General features: G+C 71.8%; 12 protein-coding genes. 2 read left to right on the forward strand and 10 right to left on the reverse strand.

What is annotated here, in order from left to right; genetic code table 11:
- Nucleotides 1–330: 330 nt before the first annotated feature.
- Both ettA and M5C98_RS08070 read left to right on the forward strand, forming a co-directional pair.
- Nucleotides 331–1,992, forward strand: a complete 1,662-nt coding sequence (gene ettA / locus M5C98_RS08065; protein ID WP_272552080.1) for an energy-dependent translational throttle protein EttA — start codon at nt 331–333, stop codon at nt 1,990–1,992.
- Nucleotides 1,993–2,043: 51 nt separating this feature from the next.
- Nucleotides 2,044–4,473, forward strand: a complete 2,430-nt coding sequence (locus M5C98_RS08070; RefSeq protein ID WP_272552081.1) for a DUF1631 family protein — start codon at nt 2,044–2,046, stop codon at nt 4,471–4,473.
- Here M5C98_RS08070 and M5C98_RS08075 read toward each other — a convergent pair.
- The 10 genes from M5C98_RS08075 to M5C98_RS08120 form a co-directional block, all read right to left on the reverse strand.
- The gene (locus M5C98_RS08075) at nt 4,460–5,971 is read right to left on the reverse strand and encodes a TAXI family TRAP transporter solute-binding subunit (protein ID WP_272552082.1); all 1,512 of its coding nucleotides are present in this window, start codon (nt 5,969–5,971) and stop codon (nt 4,460–4,462) included. The two genes, M5C98_RS08070 and M5C98_RS08075, sit on opposite strands and share 14 nt — an antisense overlap.
- A complete protein-coding gene (locus tag M5C98_RS08080) occupies nt 5,968–6,978 on the reverse strand; it encodes a P1 family peptidase (RefSeq protein WP_272552083.1) in 1,011 nt (336 codons plus the stop codon). The genes M5C98_RS08075 and M5C98_RS08080 overlap by 4 nt, the downstream gene beginning before the upstream one ends.
- A 34-nt stretch (nt 6,979–7,012) precedes the next feature.
- On the reverse strand, nt 7,013–7,444 hold the full coding sequence (locus M5C98_RS08085; protein ID WP_272552084.1) for a copper-binding protein: 432 nt from the start codon (nt 7,442–7,444) through the stop codon (nt 7,013–7,015).
- A complete protein-coding gene (locus M5C98_RS08090) occupies nt 7,441–7,974 on the reverse strand; it encodes a DUF411 domain-containing protein (protein WP_272552086.1) in 534 nt (177 codons plus the stop codon). The genes M5C98_RS08085 and M5C98_RS08090 overlap by 4 nt, the downstream gene beginning before the upstream one ends.
- A 125-nt stretch (nt 7,975–8,099) precedes the next feature.
- On the reverse strand, nt 8,100–9,515 hold the full coding sequence (locus M5C98_RS08095) for a multicopper oxidase family protein (RefSeq protein WP_272552087.1): 1,416 nt from the start codon (nt 9,513–9,515) through the stop codon (nt 8,100–8,102).
- Between the two features lies 1 nt (nt 9,516).
- Nucleotides 9,517–10,974: a TolC family protein gene (locus M5C98_RS08100; protein WP_272552088.1), complete on the reverse strand. Its 1,458-nt coding sequence runs from the start codon at nt 10,972–10,974 to the stop codon at nt 9,517–9,519.
- Nucleotides 10,971–11,387: a hypothetical protein gene (locus M5C98_RS08105; protein ID WP_272552089.1), complete on the reverse strand. Its 417-nt coding sequence runs from the start codon at nt 11,385–11,387 to the stop codon at nt 10,971–10,973. The genes M5C98_RS08100 and M5C98_RS08105 overlap by 4 nt, the downstream gene beginning before the upstream one ends.
- A gap of 94 nt (nt 11,388–11,481) precedes the next feature.
- A complete protein-coding gene (locus tag M5C98_RS08110) occupies nt 11,482–12,012 on the reverse strand; it encodes a hypothetical protein (RefSeq protein ID WP_272552090.1) in 531 nt (176 codons plus the stop codon).
- A 67-nt stretch (nt 12,013–12,079) separates the two neighbouring features.
- A complete protein-coding gene (locus tag M5C98_RS08115; protein WP_272552091.1) occupies nt 12,080–12,706 on the reverse strand; it encodes a YitT family protein in 627 nt (208 codons plus the stop codon).
- Nucleotides 12,707–12,986: 280 nt separating this feature from the next.
- Nucleotides 12,987–15,164 (reverse strand): heavy metal translocating P-type ATPase, encoded by a 2,178-nt coding sequence (locus M5C98_RS08120; protein WP_272552092.1) that lies wholly within the window; start codon nt 15,162–15,164, stop codon nt 12,987–12,989.
- Between the last annotated feature and the right edge of the window lie 72 nt (nt 15,165–15,236).

A 15,236-nucleotide genomic window follows, 5' to 3' on the forward strand; every position in this document is an offset into this window, starting at 1 on the left:
GTCAAGGCAGATGGGATTCACGAATGGGAGCCAGAACGCCGCATGGCGGCCTCATCGTCCCCAGCAGGTTGCTGAGGCCACCGATCACTGGAGCCGGTGGCTGGGCGCTATTGTGGCACGAGATGCCCGCCAGCAGTCCAGCCTTTACGAAGGCAGCGGTCGCGCAGCGTGCCGTTGCGCAAACTGTCGCTTGGGCACCGCGTTGCGGGGTTGCCGAAAGCGCCGGTGCCAAAGCATCCGATAATCGCGCTGAACGCGCTTTTCCGGCTGGCCTCCCTGGCCGCTCGTGCACCTCCGGCAGCGCAGCCCCCATCTAAGGAAAGAAAGCCAATGGCCCAATACGTGTATTCGATGAACCGCGTCAGCAAGACCGTGCCGCCGAAGCGGCAGATCTTGAAAGACATTTCCCTGTCGTTCTTCCCTGGCGCCAAGATCGGCGTGCTCGGCCTGAACGGTTCGGGCAAATCCACGCTGCTCAAGATCATGGCGGGCGTGGACAAGGAAATCGAAGGCGAAGCCATTCCGATGCCCGGCCTGACCATCGGCTATCTGGAGCAGGAACCCAAGCTGAATGCCGAGCACACCGTGCGCGAGAGCGTGGAAGAGTCGATGGGCGCGGTCTTCGCGGCCAAGGCGCGGCTGGAAGAGGTCTATGTGGCCTACGGCGCCGAAGACGCCGACTTCGACGCGCTGGCCGCCGAGCAGGCCGAGCTGGAGGCGATCATCGCCACTGCCGGCACCGACTCCGAGCACCAGCTGGAAATCGCCGCCGACGCCTTGCGCCTGCCGGCCTGGGACGCCAAGATCGGCCTGCTGTCCGGTGGCGAAAAGCGCCGCGTGGCCCTGTGCCGCCTGCTGCTGTCCAAGCCCGACATGCTGCTGCTCGACGAACCCACCAACCACTTGGACGCTGAATCGGTCGAGTGGCTGGAAGTGTTCCTCAAGCGCTTTTCCGGCACCGTCGTGGCCATCACCCATGATCGCTACTTCCTCGACAACGCCGCCGAATGGATTCTGGAGCTGGACCGCGGCCGCGGCATTCCATGGAAGGGCAACTACAGCACCTGGCTGGAGCAAAAGGGCGACCGCCTGGCGCAGGAGCAAAAGAGCGAAGAAGCCCATGCCAAGGCCCTGAAGAAGGAGCTGGAGTGGTCGCGCCAGAACCCGAAGGCCCGCCAGGCCAAGAGCAAGTCTCGCCTGGCCCGCTTCGAAGAACTGAGCGATTTCGAATACCAGCGCCGCAACGAAACGCAGGAAATCTTCATCCCCGTGGCCGAGCGCCTGGGCCAGCAGGTGTTCGAGTTCCACAACGTGAGCAAGTCCTTCGGCGACCGCGTGCTGATCGACAACCTGAGCTTCACGGTTCCCCCGGGCGCCATCGTCGGCATCATCGGCCCGAACGGTGCCGGCAAGTCCACGCTGTTCAAGCTGCTGGCCGGCCGCGAGCAGCCGGACAGCGGCCATGTGGTGGTGGGCTCCACCGTCAAGATGGCGTTCGTGGACCAGCACCGCGACGTGCTGGAAAACGACAAGACCGTGTGGGAAGACATCTCCGGCGGCCTGGACATTCTCAATGTCGGCAAATTCCAGATGGCCAGCCGCGCCTATGCCGGCCGGTTCAACTTCAATGGCTCGGACCAGCAAAAGAAGGTCGGCAGCCTGTCGGGTGGCGAGCGCGGGCGCCTGCACCTGGCCAAGACGCTGATCGCGGGCGGCAACGTCTTGCTGCTGGACGAACCCTCCAACGACCTGGACGTGGAAACCCTGCGGGCCCTGGAAGACGCGCTGCTGGAATATGCCGGCACCGTGCTGGTGATCAGCCATGACCGCTGGTTCCTGGACCGGATCGCCACGCACATCCTGGCCGCCGAAGGCGACAGCCAGTGGGTTTTCTTTGACGGAAACTATCAGGAATACGAAGCCGACAAGAAAAAACGCCTGGGCGAAGAAGGCGCGAAGCCCAAGCGCATGCGTTACAAGGCACTCAAGTAAGCAACAACCCGTTAGGATCGTCGCTGCTGTCGCTTTTCCCCGCCCGCCACCATGTCCCTGCCCGCGTCCCGGTCCAGAACGGTCTTTCGTGCCTGCGTCGTCAACGCGGTGCGGCAGGGCGAGGCGTTGATGGGCCGGCTGACCAGCGTCACCCAGGGGGCGCTGGCCAGCGATGAATCGACCGAGCGCAACATTCAGCAGCGCACGCTGCTGGCCGATGCGCTGCGGCTGATCAAGCAGCACGAGGACACCCTGGCCAAGGCCTACCCCATGGCCTTGCTGGAGGTGTTTGCCGAGGGGCCTTCCACGCCACGCGCGCGGCCCGGCGATGAAACGGGCATGGACTTCGGCGAGCTGTCGCTCATGGACGAGTCCGAGGTGCTGGCCCAGGTCGAGCTGTCGCGGGCCCAGCAGATCGCGGTGCACGCCACCGAGGCCACGCTGGCCGAACTCAACACCCTGGTCAGCTCTGCCCAGGGCCTGCAGCGCGTGCAGCCCGAGCGCAATCCGCTGCGCCCCGAGAACTACATCCGCGCCCTGCAGCAGGTGGTGGGCGACACGGGCGTGTCCGCCGAGATCCGCCAGGTGTGGATGGCGCACATGCGCAAGGTGCTGGGCGACGAACTGGTGGCCGTTTACAAGGCCGCAGCGCAGAGCCTGCGCGACAACGGCATCGCCCCCGTGGGCTATGCGGTGGTGGGGCAGGCGGGCCAGTCGGCGGGGCGTGCCACCGGCTATGGCGGTGCGGGGCACCCCAGCAGCCATGGCGGCGGCTACGGGCCGGCGTCTTTGCACGGCGGCCCGATGAGCAGCTACGGCAGCGCGCACACCAGCCTGTATGCGAGCCAATACGCCAGCCAGTACGGCGCGCCCGGCGGCATGGGTGGCGGTGGAGCGGCATCGATGGGCATGCCGCTCGCCCCGGAAGCCGAAGAGGCCCTGCTGACCGTGGGCATGCTCCGGCAGATGCTCGCCAGTTCGGGCGACGCCCTCGCTTATGGCGTGGCGCCTGCCGCCGCCTTCGGCGCCGGGCCGTCCCAGCAGGCCGTTTGGGCCGAGGCCCGCGGCGGCGGCCCGGCCAGTTCGCAGATGGGCGCTGGCGGATCGGATTATTTCCCGCCCAGCTCGGCCGCAGCGGCCGAAGCGATGGAAGACATCGCGCAGCTCGAGCGCCTGGTGGGCCGACTGGCGGGTAGCCAGCCGGCGGCACTGGGCGCCTGGAGCGGTGGGGCGATGGCTACCCCTGCGCCGGTCCATGGCGTGGCGCCCGTGGTGGCACCCGCGCCTCCGTCCCCGTCGCGCACCGCCACCGAAGTGGTGAGCCGCATGATGGACAACATCGCGCAGGACAGCCGGTTGCCCCAGCCGATCCAGCGCGCCGTGCAGAACCTGCGGCCCGCCATCAAGCAACTGGTGCGGCACGACCGCCGGTTCTTCACCGATGAAAAACACCCCGCGCGCCGCCTGCTCGACGAGCTGACGCAGCGCGCGCTGGACTTCGAATCCGAGTCCGACCCCCGCTTCGACCGTTTCATGCGGCTCGTGGACGAAGCAGTGAGCCACCTGGCCAGCAGCGAAAGCCAGGACGCCGATACCTTCGCCACCGTGCTGACCGCGCTGGAGTCGGCCTGGGCCTCGCAGGAGCGCCAGTTGCGCGAGGCCCAGGAGGCCGAGCGGCAGGCCGCCCTGCGCGTGCAGCGGCGCGAGGCGCTGTCCAAGCGGATCGCGGCCGACATCCGCGCGCTGGCGGGGGCCGCCCAGGTGCCGCAGGACATCCTCGATTTCGCGGCCGGCCCATGGGCCGACGTGGTGGCGCTCGCGCAGATGGACGACCCCGGCAGTGCCGATGGCGACCCCGGCGGCTACCTGGCCCTGGTGCCCGAGTTGTTCTGGATCGCCCAGCCCGAGGTGGCTGCGGCCGAGCCCGAGCGGCTGGGCGGCACCGTCACGCGCATGCTGGGCACCATCCGCCAGGGCCTGGACAGCGTGGGCCATGCCGAGGCCATGGCCGGTGCCGTGCTGGAACGCATCGCCGGCCTGCACCAGGCGGCGATGGAGCGCGTGGCCAGCCGGGCGCTGCAGCCGGCGGGTGCGCTCTCCGACGAGCCGGACGGCATGGAAACCATCGTGCCGCCGGAATCCCTCTACGGCTCGCTGCACGAACCCGGCGTGGCGCAAGAGGGGGGAGAGGCCTCCGCCGTCGGCCCGGAGGCCACCGACGACTTCCCCCTGGGTAGCTGGGTCGAGCTGATCACCAACCAGCGCGCCGTGCACACGCAACTGACGTGGTCCAGCCCGCACCACACCCTGTTCCTGTTCACCGCGGCCGACGGCAGCACGCAGTCGATGACACGGCGCATGCGCGACAAGCTGACGGCCGAAGGGGCCTTGCGGGTGCTGCCGGGGCCACCGCCCTCGGTGGTGGCTGCCCATGGCCGCGCGCAGCGCGGCAAGGGCGCCAAGCCGATCAGGCCGCGCTAGGCTCCGGCTTGGGGCGCACGGCGTCCCCCCGGCCTTCGCTAGCCGCACCGCCGTCGCCCACCCTCTGCGTGCCACCGGGCAGGCCTTCTGTGGCTGCCACTGTAGGCGCCGGCTCCGCACCCAGCCCCGTACCTGCCCCGGTAACTGGCCCCGCGCGCAGCTTTCGGCGCACCAGATGGATGTGGTTGCGCAGCGCGTACAGCTCGTCGGCATACGACAGCGGCACGCTCACCTTTTCCACCTGCGCCTCCAGCCGGTCCAGGGCCTCGTGCAGCGCCTGGGGCTCGGATTGTCCGGCGTCCATTTCGTCTTCGATCTCGCGCAGGCGGCCATACCAGCGGAACACGCGCGAGCGCACGCGGAACTGGTACAGCGGCGGCACCACGCGCGACAGCGGCAGCATGGCGGCCAGCAAGATGCCCAGCACCAGCCACATGCGCTCGATCAGGTTGGCCAGCCAGAAGGGCAGGTAGCGCTGCAGCAGCGGCGCGGGCTCGTTGATGGCGCGCTCGCCCTCGGCAGCGATCGGCAGCTCGCTGTGGCGGGTGCTCGGAAACTCCCGCGCCCGGTTGAACCAGCCCGCGCTGCCATGCAGGGACTGCGCGTTCTGCGCGAACAGCTGCAGCAGCGCCGGGTGCGTGCCCTCGCGCGCCAGCAGCGACGTGGTGGAGGCCACCAGCCGCACATCGGCAGGCGGCACGTTGCCGGCCAGGTCCACCACGCCGCGCGGCAGCGTGACGGGCGTGAGGAACGGAAAGCGCCGTCCGTAGGCCTCGTGCTGCGGAAAGTCCATGAGCCGCACGCCCGGCGTCTGCAGCAGCATCTGCACCATGAGCGACTGCGGCGCGGATGCGAACACCAGCGCATCGAGCCGGCCCGCGAGGAACTCCACCGTGGCCGGCGTCTGCCCCAGCTCGGACAGCCGCAGCGCCCGGGGCTCCATGCGGTTGGCCTCCAGCAGCTTTTCCATCAGCGTGGGCACGCCGCTGCCCGCGGTGCCCACGTTCACGCGCAGGCCGCGCAACTGCGCCAGGCTGTCGAGCCGGCCGCTCTTGACCACCCGGCGCGCGGCCTCGGTGCGGTAGAAGATCCACACCGGTTCCACGAACAGGCTGCCCAGCGATTCCAGGGTGCCCGAGTCTTCGGGCCGCAGCTCGCCGGTGCCGCCCTGCACGAAGGCCAGGTCGGCCTCGCCGCTGCGCAGCAATTGCAGGTTGGCGGACGAGCCTTCCGTCTCGCGCAGCACCACCTCGATGCCGTCGGCCGCCAAGGCCTTCTGGTAGCGCTGGCCGAAGTCGGCATAGGCGCTCTGCGCGGGCCCGGTGGCCAGGGTGACGCGTTTCGGGGGCGCGGGCTGCAGCCACCAGTAGGCCAGCACCAGCAGCCCCACCGCCAGGAAGGCGAGCGGCCCGGCGGACAGGATCAGGTCGCGCAGGTTCAGCAGCGCCGTGTGCACCCGGCGCGTGACGGTGCGGGAGCGGGCGGCGAGGGCGTTCATCGGCCGAGGTCCGCCGCGCTCGGCAGGTACAGCCCTTCGTGGGTGGTGAGGGACTGCGCGGCCTGCACGGCGCGCAGCGTGGCGCGGGCCACGGCCTCGGCCGCCATGGTGGCCAGCACCAGCATGCCCGCGTGGCGGCCCGTGGCGCCGGTGGCCAGGGTGAACAGCGTGTCGCCGTCCAGCTGGGTGTGTACGGGGTTGATGCTGCGCGCCAGCCCGTCGTGGCCCGACACCGCCAGGCGATGGGCCTGGGCCTTGGTCAGCACCGCGTCGGTGGCGATCACGCCGATGGTGGTGTTGGTGCCGGGCAGCACGGGCTCGGGCGGCACCCCGCCCAGCAGCGCGCGGCGCGTGTCCATCAGCCGCTGGCCGTCTTCCGAGCGCGCGCCGGCCACGGGCCGGGCGGTGTGCGGGTCGATCACGTCGCCCACGGCGTTGCAGGCGATGAGCGCGCCCACGGTGATGCCGTCCAGCGACACCGAGGCCGTGCCGATGCCGCCCTTCATCGCGCGCCCGATGCCGAAGAGCTTGCCCACTGCGGCCCCGGTGCCCGCGCCCACGTTGCCCTCCGCCGGGTCGTTGCGCGACGCGGCAGCGCAGGCGGCATAGCCGGCCGCGGCGTCGGGGCGGATGCGCATGTCGCCCACCAGCAGGTCGAACAGCACGGCCGCCGGCACGATGGGCAGGCGGCCCACGGCCACATCCAGCCCCACGCCGCGTTCCTCCAGCCAGCGCACGGCGCCGGTGGCGGCCTCCAGGCCCCAGGCGCTGCCGCCGGCCAGCACGACGGCATGCACCTTCTCGACCAGGTTGGAGGGCGCGAGCAGGTCGGTCTCGCGCGTGCCCGGCGCGGCGCCGCGCACATCGACGCCGCCCACGGCGCCCTCGCGCGCCAGGATGGCGGTGCAGCCCGTGGGGCGGCGGGCGTCGGTGTAGTGGCCGACCTCGATGCCCGCCACGCGGGTGATGCTGCCAGCGTCGCTGGCCGAACGGGATGCTGCGGTCATATGGGCGGCGATTATGGCGCCGCGCGGGGGGGCTTCAGCGCACGGCCTCGATGCGGGTGATGACGAGCGCGCCGCGCTGGCTCTCGGCATGAAAGCGCACCGGTGTGCCGGGCGCGAGCGGCACGTCCGGCGCCGGGTCCTGCAGGCGGAACACCATGGTCATGGGCGGCATGGCGAGGTTCTTCAGTTCGCCGTGGCGCAGCGTGAGCTTGCCGGCCGCCGGGTCCCAGCGCACGACTTCGCCCCGTGCCAGTTCGGTGTCCGGCGCCGGGGCCGCCGCATCGGGCTCCGATGGCGTGCCCGGCAAGGCCGTGGCTTCGGCGTGGGCGGTGGCGGCCGGGGCGGCGGCATGCCCGGCATGCCCCGACGGGCCGTGCGAGGAGGCTTGCGCGGGGACGGTGCCCGCCAGCGCGAGGGCGATGGCGGCGACGGCGGCGATGGTGGGGAGCGCGGGGCGGCGTGTCATGCGGGCTCCTTTTTTAGGGGGTAGTGGCTGAAGACGCGGGTGCTGCCCCCGCCGTGCGCCACCAGCAGCACGTCGTAGGCGTCCTGCCGGCCGCCGTAGAAGGCACCGTCCATGCCCGGCGATCCCACCGGCATGCCGGGCACGGCCAGGCCCAGGGCCTTGGGTTTTTCGCGCAGCAGGCGCTGCACGTCCGCGGCCGGCACATGGCCCTCGATCAGGTAGCCGCCGACCAGCGCCGTGTGGCACGAGCCCAGCTTTTGCGGCAGGCCCAGGCGGCTGCGCACTGCGGCGTTGCCGCTCTCGTGCACCGTGGCGCGAAAGCCGTTGGCCTGCATGTGGTCCACCCAGTCCTGGCAGCAGCCGCAGCTGGGGTCCTTCCAGACTTCGATGGCGATGGGTGGCGGCGCGGCCGCGAAGGCCGGCCAGGGCAGGGCGGCGGCAGCGCCCCAGGCGGCGATGCCTTGCAGGGCGCGGCGGCGCGCGGCCAGCGGGGTCGGGGTGCCGCCAGCGGCGGAAGGGGTCAGGGGCATGGCAGGTTCCTTTCGGTGGGTTGGGGTGTCCACCCGGGTTTCAAGTAAAAAACGGCTCCGGCGCATATTTTTCTAGGGCATATTGCTATTAAATTGGTAGCAATAGAGGGTGACGGCATGGCCGGTCAGTGGGCGTGGCCGGTGCCGCCGGGGCCCGGCTTGCGGACGGTGGCGGCCCCGGCCCGGGACGCGGTGGAGGCGGCAGGGGCCGTCGGGGCCACCGGCGCGGGCGGCAGGTCCGCCGCGGCGCCCCGCCATTCCCACGCCTGCGTGCCGGGCGGCTGCACGTAGTCGCCCGAGTCGCGCCAGTCGCCGGCGGCCAGGTGCTCGCGCACCTTGAGCACGCTGAACATGCCGCCCATCTCCAGCGGGCCGTAGGGGCCGGTGCCGGTCATCATGGGCAGGGTGTTCTCGGGCAGCGGCATTTCCATGGCGCCCATGTCGGCCATGCCGCGCTCGCCCATCACCATGTAGTCGGGCACGATCTTCTGGATCTTGGCCACCAGCCCCCGGTGGTCCACGCCGATCATGGTGGGCACGTCGTGGCCCATGGCGCCCATGGTGTGGTGGCTCTTGTGGCAGTGCACGGCCCAGTCGCCGGGCTCGTCGGCAACGAACTCGATCTGCCGCATCTGGCCCACGGCGATGTCGGTGGTCACCTCGGGCCAGCGGGCGCCGGGGGGCACCGCGCCGCCGTCCGTGCCGGTCACCTCGAACTCGTGGCCGTGGATGTGGATGGGGTGGTTGGTCATGGTGAGGTTGCCCACGCGCACCCGCACCCGCTCGCCGCGCCGCGCCACCAGCGGGTCGATGCCCGGGAACACGCGGCTGTTCCAGGCCCAGATGTTGAAGTCGGTCATCTCGTTCACGCGCGGCGTGCGCGTGCCGGCCTCCACGGCGAAGGCGTTCAGCAAAAAGGCGTAGTCGCGGTCGGCCGGGGCGATGAGGGGGTGGCGCCCGTGCGCATCCAGCCGCGGGTGGGTGATCCACAGGCCCATCAGGCCCATGGCCATCTGCGTCATCTCGTCGGCATGCGGGTGGTACATGAAGGTGCCCGGGCGCCGTGCGGTGAACTCGTACACGAAGGTCTTGCCCGCGGGAATGGCCGGCTGGTTCAGGCCCGAGACGCCGTCCATGCCGTTGGGCAGTCGCTGGCCGTGCCAGTGCACGCTGGTGTGCTCGGGCAGGCGGTTGGTGACGAAGATGCGCACGCGGTCGCCCTCGACCACCTCGATCGTGGGTCCGGGGCTCTGCCCGTTGTAGCCCCACAGGTTGACCACGAAGCCGGGTGCGAACTCGCGCACCACGGGCTCGGCGACCAGGTGGAATTCCTTCACGCCGGCGTTCATGCGCCAGGGCAGGCTCCAGCCGTTCAGGGTGACCACAGGGCGGAACGGGCGCCCGGTGGGCGGCGATGGCGGCACGGCGGTATCGGCCGATCCGTGCTGGGGGATCTCGGGCAGCGCGGCCAGGGCGGCGCGGCCCACGGAGGCGGCGGCCACGGCGGTGGCGGCGCCGGAGAAGAAATGGCGGCGTTTCATGTCAGTGGCCTTGGGGTTCGGGGTTGGCGGCGCGGCCGGCGGCGGCACCGGGCAGGGCGGCGGATGCGATGCCGCTGGAGCTGTTGCCGGAGGTTCCGGCCAGGGCCCGTTGCAGGTCGGCCTCGGCGAGCCAGAAGTCGCGCTGGGCCTGCAGCGCATCGGCCACGGCCTGACTGCTGGCGCGGGCCTCGGCGAGCATCTGCCAGACGCTGGCGAGCATGCCGTTGTAGCGCAGGGTGGTTTCCTCGCTGATGAAGCGGCGCAGCGGCACGACCGCGTCGCGCTGCTGGCGCGCCAGGTCGTAGGCGGTGCGGTAGCCCAGCCAGGCGGTGCGCGCCTCGGCGCGGGCGCGCAGGGCCACGTCCTGCAGCTGCGCCGCGCTCTGCAGCGTGCGGCCCCGGGCCTGGGAGCGCGCGGCGCCGCCCCAGTCGAACAGGGGCACGGCCAGTTCCACCTCCCAGCCGCGCTTGACGTCGGCGTGGCCGGTGTCCTGCTCGGTCGTGGTGTTGCGGGTGTAGGCCAGGCCGATGTCGCCGGCCCAGGGCGCCACGCCGGCAAAGCCCTCGGTGTTGGCCACGCGGTCCAGTTCGAGCCGTGCGGCGCGCACATCGAGCCGTTCGCGCAGCGCCCGGGCCTCGATGCCTTCGCTGGCCTCGGGCTCTACCGGCAGGTCGGGCAGCCGGTCGGGCAGCGTGTAGTGCGCGTCCGCGCCCCACAGGCCCATCAGCCGCGACAGTTGCTCGCGCTCGGTGGCGGCGGCCAGCCGCGCGCGGGCCAGCTGGGCGGCGCTGTCGGTCCACAGCGCCTGTTCGCGGGCCTGCTGCAGGCGGCTCCAGTTGCCGACGCGGGCCATGCGGCGCGCCAATTCGGCACCGGCGTCGGCCGCCTCGTGCATGCGCTCCTGCGTGGCGGCCACCTGCTCGGCCGCCACGGCGCGCAGCCAGGCGCGCCGCGTGTCGAAGGCCAGGCGCACCACGTCCTGCGCGGCGTCCAGCGTGGCCTGCTCCATCTGCTGGCCCTGCCAGCGCGTGCGCCAGGGCAGGGTGACGAGGTCGATCAGGCCCAGGCCCAGCGTGCGCTCGATCTCGCGCTCGTGCCCGCTGCGAAAGCGGCCCAGCGTGAGCGTGGGGTTGGGCAGGGTGAGCGCCTGCACACGCTGCGCATCGGCCACGCCCAGGGCGGCCAGGCGCGCCTGCAGGCCGGGGTTGCGCCACAGCGCGATGCGCACGGCGGCATCGGCCTGCAGTGGCTGGGCGAGCCACTGCGCGACGGCGGCATCGGCCTGCTGGCGTGCGGTGGGGTCGCTGGAGGGCAGCGCGGGGGCGGCCACGCCGGCAGTGCGCCCGTCGGCCAGGGCCTGCACCTGGCCGCGCAGGCCATCGGGCGAGACGCTGGCGCAGCCGGCCAGCAGGAGGCAGGCGGTCAGCGCGCACAGGGTGGCAGAGCGGGGCGCGTTCATGGTGCGCTCCCGGCCGGTGGTGGTAGGGGGGAGTGGTGATGTTGATGTGCCTTATGGCCGCTCTGGCTCGGCGCTGCCGCAGCGGTGGCCTTGGCATCGGCTGGCTCCGGCGCTGCGGCCGGGGCGGCCTGGGCGCTCGGGCCGCCCTGGCGCGCTTCCCACGCCACGATGTCGGCATGGCCGCGCGGCGTGGCTGCCACGGCGGCATGCGCGTCGCGCCAGGCCACCGACCCGGGCTCGACCGGCGGCGAGGTGATCGCAACGCCGCGGTGGATCAACGCACTGGCAGGTGCCAGCGGGTCCGATGCGGGCAGGGGCGTCTGGGCCATGGCATTCCATGGCGGCGACAGCGCGGCGGCGATCCATGCACCGCGCAGTAGCGAACGAACGAAAAAAGGCGAGGGGGCGCGCACGGCGATCTCCTGAGCAAAGGCGGAACCAGCGACCGCCAACCCGCGCTGCCTTGGAGGCTCGCGCGGATGGCGGACGCACTTCGGGCGTCAGGGCTCAGGAAATGGGTGGCTTGATGGCCGGCGCGGCCAGGGCGCTGGCAAAGCGGCGCTCCGCCAGGGGCAGGGGCGCACGCGGCAGCGCGGCGCGCGCGGGGTCCGCCAGCGCGGGCGCCAGCATGGCCGAGTGGCAGATGCCGCAGGCCGAGCATCCGCCTTCATGCGCATGGCCGCTGGTGTGCGCAGACGCATCGCCCGCAGCGCCGTGGCCTGCATCGGCCGCGCCGGCCGGTGCGGCGGCGGCCTCGCCATGGCAGGGCGGCAAAGAGGGGGAGGTGGCTGGCGCCTGTGCCTGCGCGGCGTGCAGGGGGTGTGCCGGGGAAGGATCAGGGGTTGCCGAGTGCGTTGGGCTGTCGCCGTGGTCTGCACCGGACAGGCCGTGGGGCAGTTCCTGGAAGGTGTCCTGAAGCAGCTCGACCGGGGCGTGCATCGCATGCATCGCCATGCCCGCCGCCGGCAGCATGCCGGCCGCCATGGCATTGCCCGTCAGGCCCCGCAGGGCCATGAGCACGATGAGAAAGAGGAACATGCCGCGGCGCATAAGGGGCAATGATAGCCCTGGGGTGCCGAGCGTTCCGTGCCGCAGCCTGCGCTGGCTACATGGCCATGTAGCGGCCCGGGCGGTGGTTCATCGCCACGACCAGGTTGAGCGCCATCGTGCCCGCGATGGACCAGAGAACCCGGCTGGGCTCGACCGTGAACAAGGCCAGCAGCACGATGCAGCAGTCCACCGCCATCTGGACCTTGCCCGCCCGCCAGTCGTAGCGGTCCTGCAGGTACAGCGCCAGGATGCCCATGCCGCCCAGGCTGCATCGGTGCCGGAACAGCACCAGGAACCCCGCGCCCGTGATGAGCCCGCCCGCCACCGCGGCGTACAGGGGCTGCAGCGCGACGAATTGCATCAGGCCCGGCTGGGCCTCGGTCAGCACCGACAGCAGCACCACGGCCACGAAAGTCTTCAAGGTGAAGCTGCGTCCCATCTTGCGCCAGGCCAGCCAGTAGAACGGCAGGTTGAGCAGAAAGAAGAGCTTGCCGAAGCCCATGTCCGTCGCGTAGTGCAACAGAAAGGCCAGGCCCGCCGTGCCGCCGGTGAGCAGCCCGGCGCTGCCGAAAAACCCGACGCCCACCGAGATGAGCAGCACCCCCGTGAACAGGGCCGCCGTGTCTTCGGTGGCGGAGTGGGGAACGATGATCGGCTGGGATGTCGGGTTGGGGGTGCTCATGCGGGAAGTGGCGGCGTGGCCTCGGACCAGGGCAGTTCGTGGGATCGAGGTCCGGCGCCGGTAAAAAAAGGTGGGCGGATTCTAGGACGGGTCAAACCTGGGATTACCCCATGGGCGGCCCCCGCCCGCGCACGAATGTGCGAAGCGCGACCTCACGATTGCGAAAGGTCCGGCGCGCCCCGCAGGAAGGCCGCCGGCCGGCATTCCCACATGCCGGCCGGCGGTTTTCAGGAAATACGGTGGAACATGGCCCATGCCGCCGTATCGATTGCGCTGGCTGCTATTTTTTCGATAGCGATTCGCTGCGCAGCATGCGCAGGCCGTTCGCCACCACCAGCAGGCTGGCGCCCATGTCGGCGAACACGGCCATCCACATGGTGGCGTGGCCCGCCAGCGCCAGGCCGAAGAACACCGCCTTGATGCCCAGCGCCAGCACGATGTTCTGCATCAGCACGGCATGCGTGCGGCGCGACAGGCGCACGGTCTCGGCCACGCGGCGCAGGTCGTCGTTCATGATGACCACGTCGGCCGTCTCCATCGCCACGTCGGTGCCGGCGCCGCCCATGGCGAAGCCGATGTCGGCCTTGGCCAGGGCCGGCGCGTCGTTGATGCCGTCGCCCGCCATGGCCGTCATGCCGTGCTTTTGCTGCAGCGCGGCGATGGCCGACAGCTTCTGCTCGGGCAGCAGGCCCGCCTGCACCTCGTCGATGCCGGCCTCGCGCGCGGCCGCCTGGGCCGCCGCGGCGTGGTCGCCGGTGAGCATCACGGGCACGATGCCCAGTGCGCGCAGGTCCGCCACGGCCTGCGCCGACTGCGGGCGCAGCGTGTCGGCCACGGCGAACAGCGCCCGCACGGCCTGGCCGTCGGCCAGCAGCGTGACGCTGCGGCCCTGGGCCTCGTGCGCGGCGGCGGCGGCCTCCACGGCATCGGTCCACAGGCCTTTTTCCTGGGCCAGCCGGCGGTTGCCCAGCAGCCAGGTGGCGCCGGCGATGCGCGCCTGCACGCCGCGCCCGGGCAGGGCGGTGAAATCCTCCACCTCGGGAATGCCGGCCGGCGTGCCGAGCCCGGCCGCGATCGCCTTCGACACGGGGTGGTCCGAACGCCCGGCCAGCGCCGCCGCCACATCCTCGGCGCCATCGCTGCCGAACGCCTCGCGGCCCACCAGCACGGGGCGGCCGGCGGTCACGGTGCCGGTCTTGTCGAAGGCCACGGCGCGCACGCCGCGGGCCAGCTCCAGCCAGTTGCCGCCCTTGATGAGAATGCCGCGCCGGGCCCCGGCGGCCAGGCCGCTCACCACGGTGACGGGCGTGGCCAGCACCAGTGCGCAGGGGCAGGCGATCACCAGCAGCACCAGGGCGCGGTAGATCGCGTCCAGCCAGGTCCAGTCGAACAGCAGCGGGGCGCCGATGGCCACGGCGACCGCCATGGCGAACACGGCGGGCGTGTACACGGCGGCGAAGCGGTCCACGAAGCGTTGGGTGGGCGCCCGCGCGCTCTGGGCCTGCTCCACCGCGCGGATGATGCGGTCCAGCGTGGTCTGGCCGGCTGCGGCCGTCACGCGGAACTCCAGTTCCGACTGCGCATTGAGCGTGCCGGCGTACACCGGGTCGCCCGGGGCCTTGTCCACGGCCAGGCTCTCGCCCGTCACGCTGGATTCGTCGACCGCGCTGCGGCCGGTGGTCACCACGCCGTCCAGCGGCACGCGGCCCCCGGGGCGGATGCGCACGGTGCTGTCCACGGCCACCTCGGCGGCGGGCACGGTGCGCCACTGGCCGTCCGGGCCGCGCACGTCGGCCTGGTCGGGGCTGAGCGCCAGCAGGGCGCCGATGGCGTCGCGGGCGCGGCCCACGGCGCGGTCCTCGATGCGCTCGGCCAGGGCATAGAGCGCCATCACCATGGCCGCCTCGGGCCACTGGCCGATCAGGAACGCGCCGGTCACGGCCACCGCCATCAGCGCGCTGATGCCGAGCTGGCCGCGCATCAGCGAGCGCAGGCCGCTGCGGTAGATGCCCAGTCCCGCCAGCAGGATGGCCACCGCGGCGACCGCCATGCCCGCCACGCGCCAAGGCGTGGTGTCCGGCCCCAGCAGATGCAGCAGCTCGGCGCCGGTGGCCGCCACCAGAGCGGCGGCAAGGCGCCCCCAGCCGGGCAGGGCGCCATGGTCGTGCCCGTCGTGGTCGCCACCGGCTTCGTGCCCTTGGTCGCCGTGCGCTTGGCTCCCGGCGGCGGCGCTTTTCGTATCGGCGCGGGCGGCCTGGGGCGCGGCCGTCGAGCAGCCGCCACCGCAGCAGGACACGTCGATTCGGGGGCCGCCCCCCGGTTTGGCGGTGGCCGTGGCGGTTGCGTTTGCGGTTGCAGTGGCCGAGGCAGACGCCGCGGGTGCGGCGCCGTGGCTGTGGCCTGCGTGGTCATGGCCGTCGTGGCTGGCATGGGAGGGGTCGTGGCTGTGTTTTGTCATGGTTTTCCTGAACTTCGGGGATGGCGCAACGCCGCCGTGCCATGATTGAAAACCTTGAAGCCGCTCGAAGGT

It is taken from the genome of Acidovorax sp. NCPPB 3576 (genome assembly GCF_028473605.1).
Taxonomy (GTDB): Bacteria; Pseudomonadota; Gammaproteobacteria; order Burkholderiales; family Burkholderiaceae_C; genus Paracidovorax.